Annotated in this window: 7 protein-coding genes; all 7 read right to left on the reverse strand. The window is 42.4% G+C overall.

Annotated elements, in window-relative coordinates:
- Positions 1-50: 50 nt before the first annotated feature.
- The 7 genes from C1S73_RS26580 to C1S73_RS26610 all read right to left on the reverse strand — a co-directional run bounded on the left by C1S73_RS26580 (position 51) and on the right by C1S73_RS26610 (position 22541).
- The gene (locus C1S73_RS26580) at positions 51-2732 is read right to left on the reverse strand and encodes a DEAD/DEAH box helicase (RefSeq protein ID WP_038868441.1); all 2682 of its coding nucleotides are present in this window, start codon (positions 2730-2732) and stop codon (positions 51-53) included.
- Positions 2725-10257, reverse strand: a complete 7533-nt coding sequence (locus tag C1S73_RS26585; RefSeq protein ID WP_038868440.1) for a sacsin N-terminal ATP-binding-like domain-containing protein — start codon at positions 10255-10257, stop codon at positions 2725-2727. Before C1S73_RS26585 ends, C1S73_RS26580 begins: the two co-directional genes overlap by 8 nt.
- 396 nt (positions 10258-10653) lie before the next feature.
- Positions 10654-11784, reverse strand: a complete 1131-nt coding sequence (locus tag C1S73_RS26590; protein ID WP_158654993.1) for a PcfJ domain-containing protein — start codon at positions 11782-11784, stop codon at positions 10654-10656.
- A 121-nt stretch (positions 11785-11905) separates the two neighbouring features.
- Positions 11906-15904 carry a DNA polymerase gene (locus tag C1S73_RS26595; RefSeq protein WP_081634762.1) on the reverse strand — a complete coding sequence of 1333 codons (3999 nt, stop codon included), beginning with the start codon at positions 15902-15904 and terminating at the stop codon, positions 11906-11908.
- 294 nt (positions 15905-16198) lie between these two features.
- Positions 16199-17380, reverse strand: coding sequence for a restriction endonuclease subunit S (locus C1S73_RS26600; RefSeq protein ID WP_038868437.1), 1182 nt, complete (start codon positions 17378-17380; stop codon positions 16199-16201).
- A complete protein-coding gene (locus C1S73_RS26605) occupies positions 17377-18915 on the reverse strand; it encodes a type I restriction-modification system subunit M (RefSeq protein WP_038868436.1) in 1539 nt (512 codons plus the stop codon). The genes C1S73_RS26600 and C1S73_RS26605 overlap by 4 nt, the downstream gene beginning before the upstream one ends.
- A 266-nt stretch (positions 18916-19181) precedes the next feature.
- Positions 19182-22541, reverse strand: coding sequence for a DEAD/DEAH box helicase family protein (locus C1S73_RS26610; protein ID WP_038868435.1), 3360 nt, complete (start codon positions 22539-22541; stop codon positions 19182-19184).
- Positions 22542-22561: the final 20 nt, after the last annotated feature.

The raw sequence follows: 22561 nt of genomic DNA on the forward strand, positions 1-22561 counted from the left end.
GCCAGAATCACTACCGAACTTTTTCGTAATGACCAGATATAGAATAATAGTTAGTTACTTGCTTTGTAGAATACCGTTAATGGTTCAGAATTAGGCAGCCTAAATGGTAAGCCAATTGATGACACATTCTCCATTAGATAATCATTAGCAGTTTGAATAACAGACACTAAATCCTCTGGTGTGCGTTTAGAGTCAACATCATTGGAAATTTTAAGATACTCGTTTAAATACCCGATAAGGTCTTCGTCCTTGACCAATTCACAATCGCCATTATCATCGAGCACCAGTCCAACAATACTCACTTTTACTGATGCATCGGTTCCCGTAACCTGATCTTGAACCTTAAACACGACAAGATCTTTCTCTATACTGTTAAGAAACGCGTAACTTCCAGGGATTTGCTCTCCTTGATTAACCGCTTTTGAAAACATGGGATGCCCAAAGCCTATGATGTCAGCTTCTGAATCAAGCTGTTTAGCTTTGCGGTCAAAATGCAATTTCTCATACGAGCGTCTGGTTCCAAATTGCCCCAACCATGCTTGAGGTGTCAAAAACGATAAACCACCATTTTCATCATACTTACAACGTCTTTGATTAAATGAAAGCATCTGAGTAAAAAACGGTTTTAAATCTCCAAGATCTAAACGCGGTACAGCCTCAAGATCTTGATAGTCAAATTTTTCTGCTCGACCAATCAAGTCTTTCACTTTTTGTACTACAGACTCGCCACCGAATGTTTTTGTTTTATGGTCAAACCAAGCAGAGAGAGATTCAGAGTTTTTACGATTGGCTGCTTCTGTAAACAACTCATTAAACAATGTGCTATCCGCCATACCTAATATCAACTCCATTAGGTTTTCTGGCTCATCCATCGCACCGCCAACCGAACGCATGATTAAATCGATCTTCGTATTCAGCAAATCCCAGATTCTTGACTCGACGGTATCAGGATTTCGAAGAGTGATTACTTCTACGTTTTTGACTTGCCCATATCGATTCAACCTCCCCACACGTTGATGAAGTCGCATCGGGTTCCAAGGCAAGTCGACATGAATCATTGAAAAACAATTTTGTTGTAAATCAATCCCTTCACCACCAGCCTCTGTAGAAATTATAAATCGTACTTTGCCTTCATTAAAACGCTTCGCGGCATTGTATCTATCGGTGACATAATCAACACATACTCCTGAGCCATTCTCTACATTCAGAAGACGATTTTCACCATTAATAAAAGTAACGCAGCCTTCACCATACTTTTTATTCAAAGCACCCATTAATAGCGCTTGCGTAGCTTTATACTCAGTAAAAAAGACGACAGTTCTATCTTTGAACTCCGTTTCTAGGATATCTAATATTGTTAAAATTCTTGTTTCAGAGCCAACTTTCTGACAAGCAGACAACAACTCCATAATTCTAGGGAGCTCATCATCCATCAATTGGACCCGCGTTGTCGTTTCAATAAATTCCAGTTCTAATTGCGCTAATTCATCACTGTATATCTCGCTTTCAGACTGCGATTCTGACTCCTCACGCTTTTCTAATAAAGCAGCCTGTTGAACTTCAATATCCTGAAGACGTTGCTTACCTAGTTTATGTTTCTCTATCCGTCCTTTTAGAGCTCTCTCGATAGCTGCAATTGAACTAGAAGCGAGCTTCTGCATTGCGGTAAGAACCAACATAACCGCTCTTTGATCCCTTGAATTCAAAGAGGATGCATACGCTTGACCCGATACAATAAACTTGGTTAAGAGGTCATAGAAATGTTGCTCTTGTTCACTGTAACTGTAAGTTCTTGAGGACACAGACAGAGGTTTAAATAACCTCTCACCATTCATATCCGTAACAAATTGTTTATTGTTTCGAATCAACACATCTTTCACAAATGGGCGCATTTCTCGCTCATCCATTTGCTTAACGTTGAACAAATCCGGTCTCAGCAACTGCAATAAGGAGAAGAATCCGTGTTCTTTTCCTCGATGCGGCGTCGCTGTAAAAAATAACTTCGATTCAAACTTATCATTTTCAATCAACGTCTGTATAAAGCGAAAGCCTAACGTTCCACCCTTATCTTCCGTTGAATTTAGATGGTGCGCCTCATCAACAATGAGCATATCCCACGGCTCAGCATTTAACATCCGCTCTAAACGCCCATTCTTGTCGTTCCTTAGCGTAGGTAGAGAAGCGACAACCATATTGTTTGAGTCCCAGTAATTGACGCGCGAGGTATCATTTTCTGGTGCATACATACTCAAACGAATATCAAACATATCAAGCATTCTTTGGTGCCACTGCTCAACCAAAGGTGCTGGCGTCAAAATCAGAAGACGCTTGACTCTTTTCCTCTCGATAAGGGGCCATAAAATCAAGCCCGCCTCTATCGTTTTACCTAAACCAACATCATCAGCAATCAGTTGATTTGTTGGCCATTGCCTTAGAACTCGATGGCATACCCATAGCTGATGAGGAAGTAAATTAATGTTCGATTTAGAAAAAACACTCCAATTTTCATTAACACTTTTTAGAGAGTGCGCTAATGTTTTTAACGCAAGTTCAGAGGCAGCGACACTCTGTCCAGAAACAAGATCGGACTTAAGATCAGCGACCGCCTCAAGCTCACTTTTCAAACACTCCTCAAAACCATGTTCAAATCGGACAAGAGATGTCTCAGCTTTTTCGAATTCGACAGTACCGACACCGAATTTTGGGTGAATAACGCGTATAATGTTATCCATATACTTCCTCAAACTGCTCATCTAGAGCAAAATTAAAACAACGTTCAAACGCTTGCTTATCAGCCAACAAGACTCTAAATGGGATGTCAAAGTCCTTAAGAAGAGGGTGGGTTTCACTATTTAATGCCGAAACGAAATAGTCGTAAGCTCGCTCTGAATTCTCTGGCTCTGCATCAAAGCTTAAACCTGCTCCCATTTTTTTGAGTAACTTTCGTAATCGAGCAGGCAAAACAAATGCGTACTTTTGGATATCTTCACAATACTCACGCTCCAAAACTTGGTGTCTTTGCAACTCTCGTAAAATGAAATTAATCCCAATACCGAGCGTTCCTTTTAACTCAGATACTTGGATGCCAGAGCCTGATAACTTGTTTGAACTATTTGGTTTTAACAAATCATCAAGATTTTCAATCAAGGAAGCGTTCATGAAGAGAGCGACATAGTCCTTGAGCTTAGTAGCAAAGCGATACAAAGGAAGAACTTGAATCCAAACTCTATAACGCTCATCAACGCGTGCTGTTTGAAGATATTCTTCCATTAATTCTTTCCATACTTCAGGGCTAGGACCATTGGCAACGGCTATTTTATCCCACCACCCCTTGTCCTCGAACCAAGAAACAACATTCCGATTAGCTACATCGTTATTGAAACCTAATGTTTGGCAACTCCCTAAATAGAACAACTTCAACCAACCTTTACGAGCCTCTAACGTTTCAAGCTCGAAGTCCTCTGTCATTGCCTTCCAAGGCATTGGTTGAGCATAGAGCTGTTTGTCATAATCAATTAAGCTTTGATTACGACATTGATTCCACCAGTTCGTGATGTTTTCGAGGATCTGCTCATCATTGGTCACATTTGGAATAAACTCTTTTTGCGCTTGTCGTACGTGCCTTGCTTTATCTTCCTCTGTATCAATCCAAATGCTAATGAAAGCCGAAGCCTTTGAAGAACTCCAACGCCATTTTTCTGTTAACACGCTCGGATCAAAACGTCCCTTTGTAAGAAACGCGGGGTGATCCGTTTGTAGCTTTCTGAGAAGCGATAATGCTAAATGGCCGCCTTCAACAAGGAAGCTACACAACCCTTCTTGTCTTCCTTCCTTGTTAGATTCTTCAGGTCTAATTTGCTTAGCCCATGAATGAATGTCATAGCTTAAATCACAACGAATGAAGCTAACCAAGTCCATTGATGCTTGGTCATATTTTTCACTTAACTTCGCGCTGTCTGGTGCAAACTTGGATAGCAAGTCTCTCTCAGGGCTCCCCTCAACAATCAGCTTGCTTGCAGTCACGTATACACCGGTTTTGTTGAGAAACTTCAATTCAGAAAAACGCTCTTCCAACACCTTTTTCTCAGTCACTGTCATTTCAAAATTCGACATTAACTTTTCAAAGTTTTTACCAAATAAGCGGCCATAGAAACTTGCTCTGTCGTGGTTTACTTCATTGTGAGGAAAGTCCTGCCCAATCAAATCGATCAATTCGAGCTTAGTTAACGCACCATTATTCGGTCTAAAATCGATACTCTTCAAAAACTCAAAGGTATCATGCCCGACGAGCTGTTGGTCTTTATATAGCCGTTGAAGTATCGGGTGATTTCCCAAGGTATTAAATGCCTTGGTCAAAGGTTTATTCGCTCCAGTATCAACGTTTTTAAGTTGAACAAGAGCATCTTCCTTTACACCAAGATTTCGAGGAAGAGCCGCACATTTCTGGTAAAACGCAAGCAGGCCACCTTCCACTGTGAACATTTGTTTAATCAGTTCAGCTTTAGAGTTCGTCTCTCCAAGCCTTGCTGGCCAATGGGCTGTTATTACATCCCAAAGTGACGCCCAAAACTTGATAAACGTGCTGCTTTGTCCCAGGCCAATTTCTTCAGCAAATTCATTCCAATTATTCGAAGAAGCTGCAAACATTTTGACCAACACAGCTGATAACGCTTTGCCGAGTGAACTGGAAAGATCGATATTATCTCCGTTATCTACAGCAAGCTGAGAACGACCAATATCAACCGCAAATGGCGCGTTGATGCAGAAACCCAATTTCAGGTCTTCGTCAATCGGGTTTAACACCCAAAAGCTACTTAGGTTTTTTCGATTCGAAAGAGAAACAACACCGTTAGAATCCAAAGCAAAAAGGAACTGACCGGACTCGGTATTGATAACAAGCACTCTATTACTTCGAAGGATAACGTTCGACTCTTCAGAAGTATTTGTTGGCAGTTTCACTTCACCGACAAGTACTTCAGGGATATGATGGAGAGCCTGTCCCGACCACCCAAACCGCTGCTCATCAATATTGATTTCTCGAATTTGTCGTGAAAAAACCGTGAGAATGCCAGCGTTACTTTTGAAACGTCCCAAAACCAACGTCAAATCTTCCCGCTTCTTATTACATTTAGGCAACTGGATTAATGTCGGTTTACGATTTCCAATCTTATGCTCTTCAACATTTTGATTAAGTTCTGCCATTATCTGCTTGTCTGGAATACTCGGCAAAACCCCAGCATGGATTTCTGCACAGATATCACCACTCACCACTCGAGGTGTATCAGTCAAAAGCAACGCACTTTTAAAGCCCAACCCAAATTTTCCCGTTTTTCCATCTGACTTATCCGAAACGTTGAGGCTCACCATTTTCTCTAAATCACAGTCAAATTGGTTTTTACCTGCGACATATGAACTTTTGCAGTAGTTAACCTCTCTCCCCCAATGGTAGAAGTTAAGAGTCCCATCACTGCCAGAAACCACATCAAATCGAGTCAGGGCATCGGTTGAGTCGCCCTGCATTTCAATAAGTTCACACAAAGCATCATCAGCATTTTGAAACAGCTCAAATGGCACGCTGAAAGGCGAATATTGGAAATGTTTGCTCATCTCTTTTCGAACAGATGCGAGAATTAAAGACTGAACTTTGTCATTTGACTCAATTAATTTCTTAATTTGGTTGAGTACGTTATTTAGCGCTGTTCTATCTTGCTTTGATGGTTCAGAAAGTTCTAATGCACGCTCCTCGCGTTTGTAACTAGCACGTAGCTCACATACACCCTCTTCTCTAACTTGCAGGCGAACAAGCAAATTAACAATATTATTAAGAACAATCTTCCTCGTAACTTGGATATCTGTCTGCTCCGAAGCACCAAATCGCTTCAAAAATTCACTTTCAAATCGAATACACTCTGCGCCAAACACATCAGTAAAAATCGTTTCTACAGCTTTGGCAAGCATACGGAGAAGTTGGTCTTTTGATACATTCTTTGTATCAACTCGACGAAGCTCTATCCTTTTCGTCTTGGACTTGTTCGCTTGGTGAACAAGTAATGAATCTGGTGTTTTTTGTAGTTTAACTTGAATTCTTTCGCCGAAAATCGACGTCATGTACGTCGCATTTTCTGCACAAATTGCCAGTTCAAAATCAACACTTTTATATAACGAGCTATACGGATAGTGAGAAAACTCACCTCTACGTCCCTTTCCGGAGTTCCACTTTTCCTCATACCCTTGCTTTATCGACTCCAGCGTTGACTGTCTTAGATAATTGTTAACCAATTTCTCGACGTCACCAGATTTAGCAAACAGTGCCATAAATGTCGCTATGGCATCAGGGGGAAGCATCCCTTCCCAGTCATCGAAGTAATCACTAAGTACTGGTGCATTATCGCCCGCTAACTCAATGATTTTTGATGTATTATCATTGGTGAGAGCAGATTTACTGCAATAACTCTCAATGACTGCGTATTCTTGTGGCGAAATTAAGTTATCAGCAACTACCTGAGAGACATGCGATACCAGTGTATTGCCCGATACATAACTTCCGTTCTCATTGCGAAATCTCAGTTTAGGAAGATAATCAACGCCTCCCTCGGTGTTACACAACGCTTCTAAAAATGCTTTCCGAAGTTCCTTTGACTGACCGTGAATATCATCATCAGCAATACGCTCCAGCGCCCACCATAATGATTGTGGTTCTGTTTCCTTACATAGCATCACTTGCTTGTTTTCATTCACTGAAAGATATTGGCTTTGGTAGAGCTCAACCAGTAAGCCCCAGCCTGCAGATAGCTGCATCAATGGCGGGATGCATGAAATCTGTTCTAGCACCTGAGCAGAAATGTTGGAAAAATTACCAACTACATAACTTTGATGTTGCGCGGCTTCTGCCAAAATGCACGAGCAAACTGAGCTGTTACTTTTTGCGACCCACTCTCTCAAGAAACCACGTGCTTGATCGTGCTCAAACATGTTTCCATCGAGTTGAGAGAACATGTAAATGTTTGACTCTTTTAACTCGCAGAACTTTGCAGACTCAGGCAGCTCATTGGCAGAGAAAGATAAAATAGCTTCCGGTGAAACCTCGGTTCCTGACGCTAATCGCAGCCACTTGGTATTATTTATCTTGCCTTCCAACTCATGCTCAATTCCTTCATTCGCAATACGAATAGCGCAGAGCTGGTCCAAAACAAATGCGGAATACTGAGCTGGACTTGATTGGGTAAGCGCAATCTCGATCAGCTCTTTAGGTAGACCATGATTCACCCATTTATGCTGGCAAGCGGCGACTTCAGCAATGGCTGAATGTTGAATAAGGTGAACATCCCATTCACTTGGAACTGTTGCACTTCCTTCCATCAGGCATTTGGTCGTAATCGCGACTCTAGTGTTATGAGCTGTCCTATGGACAGGCAATGCTTTCCATAGCCTTTCATCTCCTTGACTACCAATATCTGCGAGCAGTTGCTCTACTTCCCAGTCATCAAAGTTATTAAAATTGCATTCAGGCAGTATTGTTCTGTATTCAGAGATAATATCTTTATAGAACTGCTCTTTAACGCCAATAAAATGTTCGTACTGGTTTGTCAAAGCAATAGAAAACTCTTCATCTAACTCACACCATCCAGGGAAACCTTCTGGCTGACACATACGCCAAATTTTCATCCATACTGGGTTAGTTGCCCTGTTTGGCTTCCAAAGCGTTTGTCTCAAGTCGTCTTCTTTGCTGCCGTGAATCAAATACCGGAAACCTCTTTTCTCCTCATCTGTAGAGAGCTCGGCAGAGAATACTTTAGTGAGCGCTAGTCTTGCCGAATTTGAACCAAGATTTGGGTACGTGGAAAGCAGTCGTAGGCACGCGGCTTCAGAACAAGCGGTAAGCCCTTCATATAGGCCACCAATTTCAAAATCCTTGCTTATAAAACAAAGCTCCAAGCCAGGCACGACTGCAACTAGCTCTTTCCCCAACCCTTTACCAAAGTTCCGCTCCCCTCCACGAAGAAACAGCTGGTATTTTTCTTTTAACACTATGAGTTCATTTAAGGAGCGATATTTTGTGCTCTGCTGCGAACCAAGAACTTCCACTTTTAGAAGCTTTAAATGGCCACTCTTCTGATAAAAATCGCTTTTTTGGATTACCTCACTTGCATTTACACAATCAATAACAAATGTAATGAGACGCTCACAGGCAGACGATTCATCAGAGGATAAACGTTCACCCTGTTTTTTGATGTAGCTATCTACTAGGGTTAAAAGTGCGAAGAGCTCTTCTTCAGTGACATTGTCATGAATTGGCTTATTGTGAGTAGACAGAAATTTAGGTAGCAGTAGCTTTGCAGGAATGATCTTGCAGACAAGTTCCCAAATAGATTGATCATTTTTATCAATTGGTAGTACGACGGTTTTAGGTGCGCTAACAAGCTCAAAAACTTGCGTGTTAAGAGCCTTGTTCAATGAAAGTTCAGCAAGCTTATGAGTAGACAATACCTCTCGGAACTGTGGAATAATCAGGTTATCAAAATCTTCCGTCGTGCACTGCTCCTTAGCTAGTTGAAGGAACTGAAGCAGATATTCAATATTGATTGATCTGTAAAATGCGTTGACAACACCACTTCCTAACGCTTCTTCCAGGAGCGTAATATTCCAACTATCACGTTGATTCTGCTCAGTTAAAAATTCATTACCCGTGGCTTCATACAGTGACTTTTTATCCAATAACTTACTCAAACCAGGCAACGTTGACCAAATTCGAGAGTAATCACTATTCTCTGGACGAGGGATCGGTAAGCATTGGGCATTCTTATCAAGTAAAGACCAAGCAGCACCCTTGTCATCGATATTGATTATCCAATTGGCGCTCTTGGATACTTCTTTTCTATATCTTTCTATGAGGAGATCGTACAAAGCCTTGGCCAAAACAGTTTTTATTTGATGTGGCAGCCTTAACTTCTGACAAAACTCATTTAGAGCCGGTAAAACGAGGTTGAATGTCCCCTCACTGGCTAGAATGATGTTCCAAACCTCACGCAGCTTTTTCTCATCATTTTTTACATGCTCTAGGGAGGTAGAAAACCCAAGATTGTCGTGGCCATGCAACCCCTTACGCCCAGCATCAACAAAGAAGTAGCCGTGTAAATAGAGATTGTAGTCGTACTCCCCCTCGATAGGCACAGCAACAAGTTCCTTGGTTTGGCTTAAGGGAAGGAAAACAGCCCAGTTGGCTTTGAGGTACGCTTGCCCCTTTGTTTTAAAACGCGAAAATGTTACAGATGCATGCTGTTCAGCTTTGTCGAGAGCCTCAACAGGCAAGTTCGCTTTCTTGTCGAACTGATAACTCTTAGGCCACCCCATATCTTCGTCTTTTAATTGATTTAAACGCTCATCAAAGATGACTCGCTCGCATCCTGCATAGTCCAGAGCACAACGCTCTTCGTTTGAATTTGAATAGATTTTCCCTGAGAAGGCTGCAAAAGAGTCTCCATTATTTAATCGCGGTTCACCGCAAAAAGAGCTTCGAGACGAATCTTCATGTAACTGTATGGAGGTCACTTCATCAAACACACCCTTGTCAGACTCGCAGAAAAAGCCGATGTCTTTGAGATTCTTGAGTTGAGGCAAAATCTCAGAAGTTTTCTCTGATAAGTGAGCCTGATTAAAGAAACTAGGGAGTTTTTCATCACCACTAAAGTTGTTGATGATAATGTAGTTATTGTGTGCTTTAGCTAGCGCTTTTGTGCGCAACGGGACCCAAACAACAAACCAAGGCTTATCGGTACTTAAAAACCCTTTTAACTTTGTTGCGATCTGGCATTTGTCATTTTCACCGAATTCATTCCATGCATCACGATACTTATCCCATGGATTGAAAACATCTGACGCCCAATGCTCAATTCGCCATTGATCGGACATAAAGAAGAATGCCTCACCCATATGAAACAAACTTTTCATTCCCAAACCAAACTTTCCAACTGACGCCTTAGATGTAGCTTTCGAGCTCTGCGCTATCGATAAAATGGCATCACGGTGTTCCTCTGCCAGTGGTGCATCATTGATAAAAAACAGCGCTGGCGCATTGAGTAGTTCATTTTCTGCATTGCAGAAACCTTTACTCCAACCAATAGTTAATTCGTTCGCACCCGCATCGTCAGCATTTTGAATGATCTCTTTAAGGACAGGAAAGCCATCCTCGTATCGGTCTGTTAAGTTGTCTTTGATTTGGTTAATCACACCAATAGCGTCTATTGAAGCACCCGCCATTTTAGAACCTTTTTTGAAATTGAATCGAAAGATGAATTGATGATGGAGATCCTAAATGCAATCTCACAAGACTAGGTCAGTGCAACTATACACATTATCACCTATTGGACTTACCACATTACGCCAAAAGCAAAACTATCGAACATTAGAAAAATTTTTCGAGGACCTATGCTCTAAGTTATTTATTCTTTTGCTATTTGTACGTTAATAAAAGTTAGATTTCGGATATGGACTAGGTCTATTGACTACTGTTTATCAAGAGCAGCACACTGACTATTACGCATCCAAAGGAATTAAACTGGTTGCATTATAGGGTGCTGCAAAAAGAAAAAGTTGATCACGGTTATCGTATGCATGATGGAATAAGAAAATTGGCGTTAATTGTGTAAGTTCTCATTAACAATACATCTGCTTACAAACATCGAACCACTCATGAACAACTCTTCGTGTTTCTTCACTTGGTACGGCGTTCTTGTATCCGGCTATCTGTTGAATCTCGTAGGGGAACGCTTTTTTCGCGTTTATGCTTATGCCAATAGTCATACGCTCTGGGGACTCCATACGAAATGCGGCATAATGCCCGGCTGCGATTCGGTTGTGGTATACCGCAATACAGTGAAGTTGCACTTTAGCTTCTGCACATAAGTCTTCAAAATCGACGATTTGTGAAATGCCATATGTTTCCGCTAAGCATTTAGGGTATGGAACCTCAGTTTTCTCTGGATTCATAGCTTCAAAACGAATGTCTATCTGCCGAGCAACCCAGACGTCATGCAACGCAACTAAGTCCTCTACGCTGTTCATCCTCTCGACATGATGAACAGGATCGTCAATACCAATTGCGTTCCCTAGGCGCAAGGTGTCACTCATGTAAGACATCATGTTTCTATAAACACTCTGACGTTGTTCTGCTATTGAGCGCCCTAGGTTCGTTCCAGTAAGAAATGGGTGGCTATGGTCTAGTAAGAGCGCATTATAATTAACCACTTTGTAGTGGCTAAAAACCTTGAACCGACGAAAGTTGGGATCCAACTGTTTATGTACATGCTTTAGCTCACTTGAATGCTCAAAATCAAGCTGTAGCTTGTCGATGAACTTCAATGCCGCTTTAGATGAATCTAAGCCTAGATGAGCTACAATTTCTCGTTGCCCTTGCTTAGCAAGTTCAAACGCGGCTTCGTTATCAACACTGAACTTGGCACATATCAATGCCAATAATATCGGGCGGCTCTCTAATAACTGCGCAGCTTCAAAGCAGTTTGCCGCTAACCAAAGCATTTGATACTGGTGTTCGGCAAAAGCACTAGAGGCTGTTAGATAGTGTTGGGGAATACTTTCAAGCCAAGTTTCGTACTGGTTGTCCCCAGACAGTAAGTTCAGGCTTATTCCAAGCCCTCCATCAAGCAGTACCTTTTTCCCATCAGAGAATACTCGGTAACCATGCAGGTTTTTCTGCCAATGTTCTAACTCAATATCATAATTGAATCCTAACATGGTCGTTGGTAGCGTAATCGTTGCGTCAGTCACTATAAAACCAAAGTGAAGTGTAAGAACAAACCTCATCTTAACTGTAGAGAGTGATACAGAGAGGTTTGTAAGCTTACGATTTAGAGCCTGGATATAGAATGAACCAGGCTCAAATCATTACTCAGAAAGGAAGGTCATCAATGCCTTGTCGTTGGTAAGGATTGCTAGTGTTCATTTCTTGAACCTGCTCTCCCCAAGATTTACCACAGCTTTTCACGTCTATCTGAGGCTCCAACATTGGGAATTGTTTCTTCATCGCTCGATGCATCGCTGCTTTTACTTGTGCGGTGTAATGATTCGTTTGATTTTCAGGCACCTCAAAAACAATCGCATCGTAATGAGGAACAAGGAGCTTGAATTGCTCGCCATGTAACTCGCGTGCTAGTTCCACAATAGATAACTTAAAAACAGCCGCTGCCGAAGCTTGTATCGGGAAGTTTTTAAACCAGTTTTGCTCCCAGTTGAGAATTGATGGGCTCTTTGTGGTGAGTCGATTAACACTACGTCGTAAGCCAGTACAGGAAGTCACATACCCTTGATCAATGCCTTGAGTAACAAGTTCATTTTGGTACTTTTTCACATCAGGGTAACAAGCAAAGAAACGGTTAATGTAAGTTTCCGCTATCACCTTAGTCACCCCAAGTTGAGTGGCGATTGTTGATGCACTCATACCATATATTAGCCCTAGCAAAACGACTTTCGCTTGCTCGCGAGAGACTGCTAACGCTGTTCCGAATCTCTCATACACATCACCGGTATTAAAATCAGTGATAAGCTGTTGGTCAGCACTTAACGCTGCCAGTACACCGATTTCCATCTGTTTATAGTCACACTCAACAATGCTATTACCATGACCCGCTTTCAAAATATGACGACTCTCTTTGGGGAGATTCATCAAGTTAGGAGCGCGCGAGGTACAACGAGATGTCGATGTACCTACTATTTGGTAATGCGGCTTTACATTTCTAGACAAAGCTAAAAGTTTTTGCACAATACGGGCTGCACGCTCTGTTTTTTCAATACAGTGAAGATGCTCGAAGCTACAGTCATTACTACGCAGAGGCTTTGCCCCATGCCTTTCTAGTTGGCGAATGAGTAACTCAGCCTCGTTCAGCGTAAACTTATCTGTTAGATAGTTGATTAGGCTTAGCTTATCAATATCAAAAATTTTAAGGGCACTTAACTTCTGAACGTGTTGGTTTCTCGATCGCTCAAGCTTCGCTAACTCTTCTTTCAAATCGGACTCACTGAGGTTAAAACCTTGCTCGCTAAGAGCATGTAGCGCTGTTATAAACTTATGCTCTACATTGTTGTAATGTGACCACACATCCGTATCGTGAAGCGTTTTAAAATAACGTCGAACGAGGTCAAAAATTGCATTTTGATTTCTTTGAAAACTCCCTTCCGCAATACTATCTTCGAACAGTTGCTCCAAGGGCGATTTTACTTTTTCAACCCCATATCGAGAGTGTTCAACACCTAGCAGCGCCAATTTTTCAATTACTTTTAAGTCATAAACTTCGTGATATTTAGACAACATTTGACGGGTGATTTTATTCGTCCTCAAACTCTCGTAAAGATCGTAAATATAAAGAGTCTGATTGTCCCATGGTGCGTCACCGACCAACCAATGCGCGTTATCTGTACTGTCAACAACAACACCTGCCAAGTGCGATGACGATCTAGAAAATGACGGAATATGGCTAAATACCCCGCCACTCTCTTTGTGCTGCTGTAATGCTTGAAACGCAAAATGACCAATATTAGTTACTTCATTGCAATGTTTACATTTCGCTCGCGTTCTTCCTGTTTGATTAATGTCGTTAAACGCACCATCTTTCCCACAGTGAGGGCAAATTCCCGCAAAACCATTATGTTTGGAACAACAGCTTCCGCAATCATTACAGATATAGAACTTTTTGTATGAACGGATCTCATAAGGAGTACATGATTTTTGGTCATCACGACTATCAATATACTTTTGGCACCCTATGCAGTAAGAAATTTTTACGGACTCACCATAAGAGCCACAACGTTCAGAACCACAATGCCAATAAGTTGTTCCTACAGCCAAGTGACCGATTGAACCTTTGGCATGTTCTGCTATTTGCAATGGGTTGTCACACTGTCGACATATCAGCTTTTCAAGAATTTCATTCCAGCGATTAATTGCGGATAACATACGCACAAACGCATCATGTTGATGCAGGTGTTCTGCTGTGATCCCAAACAACTGGTGAACCAGTGTATAAAACGGTAACCCTGTGAACGTAAGAGCTCTCGGTAAACTTACATATTGTCGTTGATATGTTTTTCCTTTGAATGGATCGATATTCTCCATTCCATCAAATACACATTTGGTACAGTCGTTTCGACGGCACAAGGCTTTGGGCTCTTTTTCTCCAGTAACTACTCCTTTGTCATCCTTTATATTCGCAAACCACAGCTTCCCTTCACACACGCTCCTTTTGCTGAATCTGTCTGCAGAGATTCCCTGCCCCTCTTTCAACCATTGGCAGACTGCGAGAATCGAAAGTTCAATTCTAGTTCGAGACTTGGCATGGTGCTCAAACAACCCTTTTTGAAAGTCATCAAACAAAGCAGTAATGTGTTGAACTGATGCCCCTCCTTGTCTGAGTTTTTGTTCAAACAAGGCGATAAGAAGCTGTGATTCAAAGTAGTTATTTTCGACGGCGCTTACTCGTAACAGAGATAGCGCTTCTAATGAACTTACTTCCCCATGAACTTGCAAATATTCATTCAAACGTGACTCAGTTACGTATTTTGCGTAGAGGGGTAAGTGTTCAAGAGGCAGCGCGTTACACAGTACTTCTTGCCCTTCCTCGAAGGTATCCAAGAACTCAGAGTAATTTTGACTAATCGCTTCACGAACAGAGTCATCTAGATACTTTACGGCTAGATCAGCACGCCAAGCGCTAAGAAAGCACCGAGACGCCTCACTCTGAAAATTCATCATAAGCGTTCGAATTGCTAATTTGAGTTGAGGCGCAAGATCAGTACTGTCAGACAACTTACAAAGTAACATCGCCTTTACGTTATCTATATTTTTGAAGTGCGCATTAACCGAGTCTTGTAAATGTTCTTTTTTCAACGTTCGATTGAGATAAGCAATATCGCCTTTGCTAACTTCAGCCTCATTAGACTCAATACGAGCAAATACCTGCTGTAGAATCGATTCTGGTTCGCTGATTTCAGGTATAGAGAGGTAATCTAGTAGCTGGGTCAAACTGACATGGTTCGGAAAATCCGCGATCAGTGCTATTGGCAAATATTGAGCGACAACTTTCGATTTTTGATGATCCACAACAGAAAATAGATTCTCGAACTCTTCCTTGTTAGGGTTAAATGCTGTCGCAGCACAGAGTTGTACGAATGTTTGCACTGGGAAAGAATTTGCTAAAACAGGAGCAGCTATGACAGCCTTTGCTGCCAATGCCTTAATTTCAGGCGTTAGAATACTTTTCTGAATACATACGGCAACTTGAGCTGGTACGTCATCAAAATTATCAAACAATGTCTTTGCTGCACGGATTCGAATCGCAGAGGGTAACAATTTGTCCCACTGCGTCTTTATAAACTTCTCTTCAAATAATTCTGGTGTACGAATCTGACCACTGTTGAGTTGAGCGAGTAAGGCTGGAGCATCTAGCTTTAAAGTGGTGCAATGAGATAAAACCTGTGAAATCTGACGCTCATTGTCCAACTCTGAAGCAATCAACTGACCAAGCTTTTGCCAAACAGCACGCTCCACCATCTTGATAAGGCTAGTGTTGCGTTTCACAAATTGAACAAACTGAGTATTGAGTGACGGTGAACAGACTTCACTCATCACGTACTGTTTAAAATCTGCTTCAGAAATAACCGCAAACGCATCATTGCGCTCGGAAACTAGCTTCGATTGGGTAAAGCAGATGATGTATCTGCCGGGATTTAAATCTTTCGTCGTTGGTGCATGGTAATAGATTCGGCTAAAACCATTTTCAACAGTAAAGTTAAAGCCAGAATTATTTTTAGTGCGCTGAAACGCGACCGAGGTTGTTACATGGAACTTGTCATTCCAATCAAGAAAATGAGGACCCGACAGGATATTTTTCATCATTTGTTCTGCTAATTTGCAGGTCGCTTAAATGAAAGCTAATTGAGTCTTTCAGTGGAGCGTAAACCTACACGATGGATAAATAGTTTTTTTTGCTTCATTGCTTAGCCATTATGGCTACCAACCACTCTCTATCCTTGAGGCATCGATTAAAACATATGTAATTTTAATCGCAAACAACATTCCATTCTATATAGTTATTAAGTCACTGAATATAGAAAAAGAGCTTTTGACTAAATTTTGTGAGGTTTAAGGCAGTGAAACCCTCATGCAGGTGATGCATGAGGGCTAAATTGTTTACAGCTGACCGGAAAAGGCTTTTTGGGAAAGAGATGAAAACATCTCTGGCGCTTGAACTTGTTTCAGCGCCACCTTTTTAGTGAACCTTTGGATTGCAACAAATTTCTCTTGAATGTCTAAAGGTGGAAGAATGATTTTTAGTTCATTAATTTGCTTTGCCGTTAGTTGCGGAATCGCCGCCCCATTACCAAGGGCTTTCAGCTCTCTATTAAAACCTCTAGACATCATTAGAGAATGGAGGAACTTAGGCAGAATTTGATCTCCAGCCCTCACTATCATCAATTGAGCATTGATAAAGCCAGTATTGTAACCACATGAAAACAATGCACATTGGGCTAGAGTTCCCCGCAATGTAATCACCATATCATCTGGTAACAACTTGCCTCTTCCAAGAGCGCCAAATTTCTCTTCAGTAATATATTGCTGAAAAGCTAAATCCAGTTCTCCATTGACAATGTTTTTCGTGGATAAGAAAAGTACACCATCGTCAACTAGGTCATCACCACTTGGATAGTTTTTCGAACGATCTCCGTTTATACACTGGCATATATCACCTAGGTTTCTCACCTCCCATCCCTTCGGATTGGTCACCGGATCACCAAACATATCTAAAAACACGCTACGCAAGAACTCATCAGCTAGAGCTATCGCTTGTTTTCGTTTTTGGCGAATCGCATCGGCTTTATCCAAAATCGCCGCGATGCGTTTTTGTTCTTCTAGTGGTGGGAGTGGGATTTTAAAAGATTTTAAGTCCGTCGCCGAAAGATTCGGTTGTGCCGCACCATTTTCAAATGTATCAATTTCCCTTGCACATAAAACACTACCTAAATAATGTTTCAAATAGCTCAATGCAACTTTATGATTCGCTCGAATGATAACAAGAGATGAAGCTACAGCACCTTTAATATCGTTTTCAACAACAGCAAATTTTCCCAGTGACCCCCTTAAACAAAATAAAATATCACCTTTCTCTACTTTGCCACTACGCAAAGAATCATATTTGTCTTGCGTAATGTAGTTTAATTCTGAGTCTATTAATCTATGTTCTAGACTTAAGCTACCTGCATTTATAAATGCGACACCACTTTCAACAAATGAGCCTTTTGATGGGTAATTTTTTCCTCTATCGCCATTAATGAAAGTTGCCACTTCCCCTAAAGTTACAAAAGGCCAACTCATAGCATCCCCTCCAGCTCATTTAGATCGTTCAGGATCTCATTTTCCAGTGCTTTGAGTTTGCCCAGAATCACTTTCGGGTCTTCGTAGCTTTCTTCCTGATAGACCACTTCTTTGTAACGGTTGATCGAGAGGTCGTATTTTTGCGCTTTGATGTCTTCTGCTGAAACCATAAAGGCTTTTTGGGTTTTATCGCCAAACTCTGCCGTTAGTGCGTCTTGGTTGTTGGCTTGGTAGAGCTCGCTGTAACGCTTCCATTTTGCTAGTGCGTCTGGAATGTCGTTTTCTTTGATTGGGTTGCGTTTGTCATCTAGTGAGTAACCATCTGCCGCCATATCATAAAATAAGACATTGTCCGTACTGCCGCCTTTGGTGAAGATAAGGATCCCCGTCGATACTCCTGCATACGGTTTGAACACGCCGCTTGGCAGTGAGATCATCGCTTCAAGTTGGTTGTTTTCGATAAGGTCTTGACGTAAATCTTTGTGTGCTTTTGAACTACCAAAAAGTACGCCATCTGGCACGATAGTCGCACTGCGACCACCGAGCTTCAACATGCGTAAGATTAACGCTACAAACAGCAGCTCGGTCTTCTTGGTTTTCACCATAGACAAGACTTTCGGGTTCACCGATTGCTCGTCTAAACTGCCTTTAAAGGGAGGGTTGGCAAGGATCTTGTCGAAAAAGTCGTGTTCTTGGTCTTTTTCAACAAAGTTCTTGTTTAAGCTGTCTTGATAAGTGATGTTGGCACTGCTCACTCCATGCAAAAGCATGTTCATTGCCGACACACGCAGCATGGTGCTATCGAAGTCAAAACCCCAGAACATATTGTTGTTAATGTGGTCTTGGTACTCATGCAGCAAATCACCCGTGTACACTGGGTTGCCGTCCTCATCGTGGTAGATGCTTTCTTTACTCGTATGCGTGCGTGTTAGGTATTCCATCGTACGAGACAAGAAACCCGCCGTACCACAAGCTGGGTCACAGATAACATCCGTTGGTTGTACATCGAGCATTTCTACCATCATGTCGATGATATGGCGAGGCGTACGGAACTGACCGTTAATACCTGCAGACGCGAGCTTACTGAGTAGGTATTCGTAAATATCACCTTTTACATCACTTTGACCAAGTGGCAGTTTATCTACCATATCCACTGCTGATCGAAGCACCGATTCGCTGCGAATTTCGACATCGGCATCTTCCATAAACTGCGCGATATCAGAGCCGCTGAGCTCTACTTGAGAAAAGTGTGGGAACACGTTATTGCGCAAATGTGGTAACAGCTCAGCCCCGGACATATGGACAAAGTTTTGCCAACGAAGTTGTTGCCCTTCCGGCGTCTCTGGGAATTGGCGCTTAAATGGCTGACCAGTACGTTTTGACTTTTTCTCTGCGGCAGTTTCCTGCATGTCTAACATACGAGAGAACATCAAGTAGCTGATTTGCTCAATCACAACAAGTGGGTTAGTGACGCCACCTGTCCAGAATTTTTCCCATAAGCTGTCGATGTCATTACGTAGTTGACCAGTTAACATAGTGTTCTCTTTGTTTGTGATTGATGCTGCTATTGACGAAGGAACTTGCTGCGTTTTCGCAAAGTACTCGTGTTCGTAATAGGGTTAAACGTGAATTATCGGATTCTACACCGACAAAAGGAGATCGTAACCTTACAATCTCCATAATTTGTTCGAAGTTCGGGCAGTTAAGCTACCCAAACGAACGGAGGTTAATTTAGGTTGCTGAACAATGTAAATACCGCGGCGCTACTACCGCCTGCAACTAATGCGAAATTGCTGACGCATTAGTGAGGCAGCAAGAAAGGCTCAATCAGCGCTTCTAACTTATCTGCGGCGGCATCATTGAAGATATCCAGCCCTTCCCCATTCGTTAGTTTGTCGAACTGCCCTTCGTACAGGTTCGCCATTTTGATGCGTCCGTGTCGGCAAATAAACCCTTTGAGCTGGTTTAAGAACTGCACTTGAATGTAGGACAACTGGTGAGTCTGCATAAACTCGGTAAATCGTTCATTAACTAGCTCGGCATCGAGCCCAACTAACTGAATGAGTGTTTCGCTTAGTTGCTCTGGTGTATTGCCATAGAAGGCATTCAACGCATTCACATCAACACCAGGGTGCTGTGTAAGAATGGTCGAAGTGAGCGACTTTAACTCTTCTTCAGTCACAGGTTGATTCTGATGAATCTTTTGTAACACTGGGTTGTTCGCGAGCATGGTTTCAAGAATATCTTTAATGCGTTTGCGATACACCATCGCCTCACTCTCATCACCAATGATCACAACGCGATCGTTTTCAATCACATCACCGTCCCCCGCGCGTGTTGTTGGCGTGGCATCATAAACGGAGGTTTCTCTCTTCTTGAACTTCATGATACCGCGCAAGTTTTTACGCGTCGTTTCAAGCTGCTCTATAGACAATGAATCCCAGTATTGTTGGGTTTGAACTTTTGCAATCTCATCACCTTGTTTACGAACATCAGTAATGTTGACCGCTAGGTTTTGCAATCGTGAAATCAAATCAGCTTTGAGGTTTTCAATATCGCTACTGCCGGTTAAGTTAGCCTTTTCAACTTGCGACATCAATCTGTCGAGCATTGAGGCGTCTTTGTCTTTTAATGTGCGCGAGCCCATTAACGGTGCCATCTTGGTTTCGAGTATGTGTCGAGTCGAACCGTTCATTTCAAGGATCATGTCGGTTTCTTGTAGCTGTTTGACCGTGCGAAGCTCGCGACGAACGGCAATGGCGCCATCAGGCAAGTCACAGATGTCTGCTTTCATCTGGGCACAAGCGAGCTCAAAAGTGGCCACATCCGCTTTTTTCATCGCTTCATCAGCCAGCTCAAGACGCGCTTCAAAGACCGTTTGCAGCAATGAACGGCTTTGCCCCGTATCGGCTTCGACGTATTTTTCTTCAAAATAGGCAAAGTTGCCATAATGGTCGAAAATCAAGAACTCTTCTTTGTCTTGCCCCGGGCCAAACAAATCTGGACACAGACGCGTACCACGACCAATCATCTGCCAGAATTTTACCCATGACTTAACCGGGCGAGCAAACACAAGGTTGACTACCTCTGGCACATCAATGCCGGTGTCCATCATGTCGACGGAAATAGCAATACGGAAATCGTTGTTTGGGTTCTTAAACTCGTCGATACGGGCTTCTGGACGATCCACTTTGTTATGGATGACCTTACAAACTTTGCTACCATATTGTGGATACAACTCTTCACAGAACAGCTTCTCAAGCTGCTCGGCATGCGCTTGATTCTGGGCAAAAATGATGGTTTTACCCACTAGCGAGTTGGTCGCATCTTTTATCCCATTTTCAATCAGGTTTTCGAGTATCGCACTGTCAGTTTCGACACTGAAAATCTTCTTGCCAATATCTTTGCCTTGGATGGTAGTCTTTTGCGCTTCTTCTTCGCCTAAGTCTTCCTCAAGTTGCGCCTGTTGCTCTGGCGTTAACTTACTGTAGTGAATCCCATCACGAAGGAACTCCGTGGTGAACTCTTTCACTCGAAACGGATTCAAATAACGTGGCTCATGGGAGATGGCTTCAGCTAAGTCAAAGTTGAATGTCGGGTCGCCATTTTCACAACCAAACAGGTCATAAGTGTTACGTGCAATGAACTTAACTGGCGTGGCCGTAAGACCGACTTGAATGGCATCAAAATAATCAAAGATGTCACGGTAGCGATTGTAGATACTGCGATGTGATTCATCGGCAATAATTAAGTCGAAGAAGCCAACATCTAACTGTGAGAATCGGTTCATCATGCCAGGATACGTGGAGACAAAGACACGTGCAGAGGTGTCGATTTGGTTTTTCTCACCAATCACGCAACGCGGCTCTGTTGGGAGGTAATCTTTAAATGCACCATCGGCTTGTCGACGAAGCTCTTTTCGGTCACATAAAAATAGGACACGTTTCACCCAGCGTGAACGCAGCAATAGCTCCACCAGCGCAATGGATACACGCGTTTTCCCCGTACCTGTTGCCTGAACAATCAAGGCTTTTCGACGTTGATTCTGTAACTGACTGGTTACGGCCTTAATCGCTTCTATTTGGTATGGACGACCTGCGATGTCCACATTTGGGTTGAGTACTTCTAGGTTTGGCTCTTTGTACTGGTATTGGTACTGCAAGAACTGCAGACTTTCTTTCGAGTAAAATCCGAAAATCTGGCGGTAGGTATTGTACTGCTTGGTGTCCCAAATACAGATTTCATAACCATTGGTGTAAAACACAATAGGTACGGCGCAATCGAACTGTTTAGCTAAACCCTCTGCATAGTAACGCGCTTGCTCACGACCCTTTTGTAGATGCTCACGCGCACGCTTGGCTTCGACAACTGCAAGTGGGGTGCCATCATCGTTCCACAGAACGTAATCTGCATAACCAATACCCGTGGCTGTAGGTTGGTGTTTCACTTCTACTTCAATACCAACGCTTTCTTTGTCATTGATGTCCCATCCAGCTTGTGCAAGTTGAGTATCAATCAGTAACTGGCGGGTTTTGTCTTCATCCCATTCCAAGCTATTTGCTGTTTGTTGACTGCGAGCTTTCGCTTGTTTTAGCTGTTCTTGAGTACGCTCTGCTTTTGATTCTGCAGCTTCTCGAGCTTGGCGCTCACGCTCTAGCTCTTTCAACAAGGCTTCTTGTTGCTTCTCGTTCTCTTCAACAACTTTTTCTAATTGTTTTTGCGATAAGTTTGAGTTTAACGCCGACTCTGGATACTTAAGCTCCTGAAGATCAGATACTTGGAAACCATAGTAGTTGATTGCCATGTATTGAGATAACGAGTGTGCAGTGCCAAGTGCCGCGTATGCTTTACGTACGTTGCCATCTCCGCCGTGGGCAGTCTCGTTCCCCTCAATTCTTAAAAAATGGAGTTGATCTCGTAAGCGAGATTCGGTTACCTCAACAAAAGCGTCATTTTTCAACAACTCCATAAAGGTTGCTTGCGGTAAACGTGGTAAACCATCAATAGAGTAGATCTCTTTAGTCACCTCTTCGGCAAAACCGCGAAGACGCGTTATCGCACTTCCAGGATCAAGGTGGAGTATTTGCTCAGCTAGATGACCTAGATTGGCCAATTTTTCATTGTGTTCACGAATTAGCTCAAAGTTCAGAGATGTCGACATAAGAGAATACCTGTTGATAG

This window comes from Vibrio jasicida 090810c (assembly GCF_002887615.1).
GTDB classification, from domain to species: domain Bacteria; phylum Pseudomonadota; class Gammaproteobacteria; order Enterobacterales; family Vibrionaceae; genus Vibrio; species Vibrio jasicida.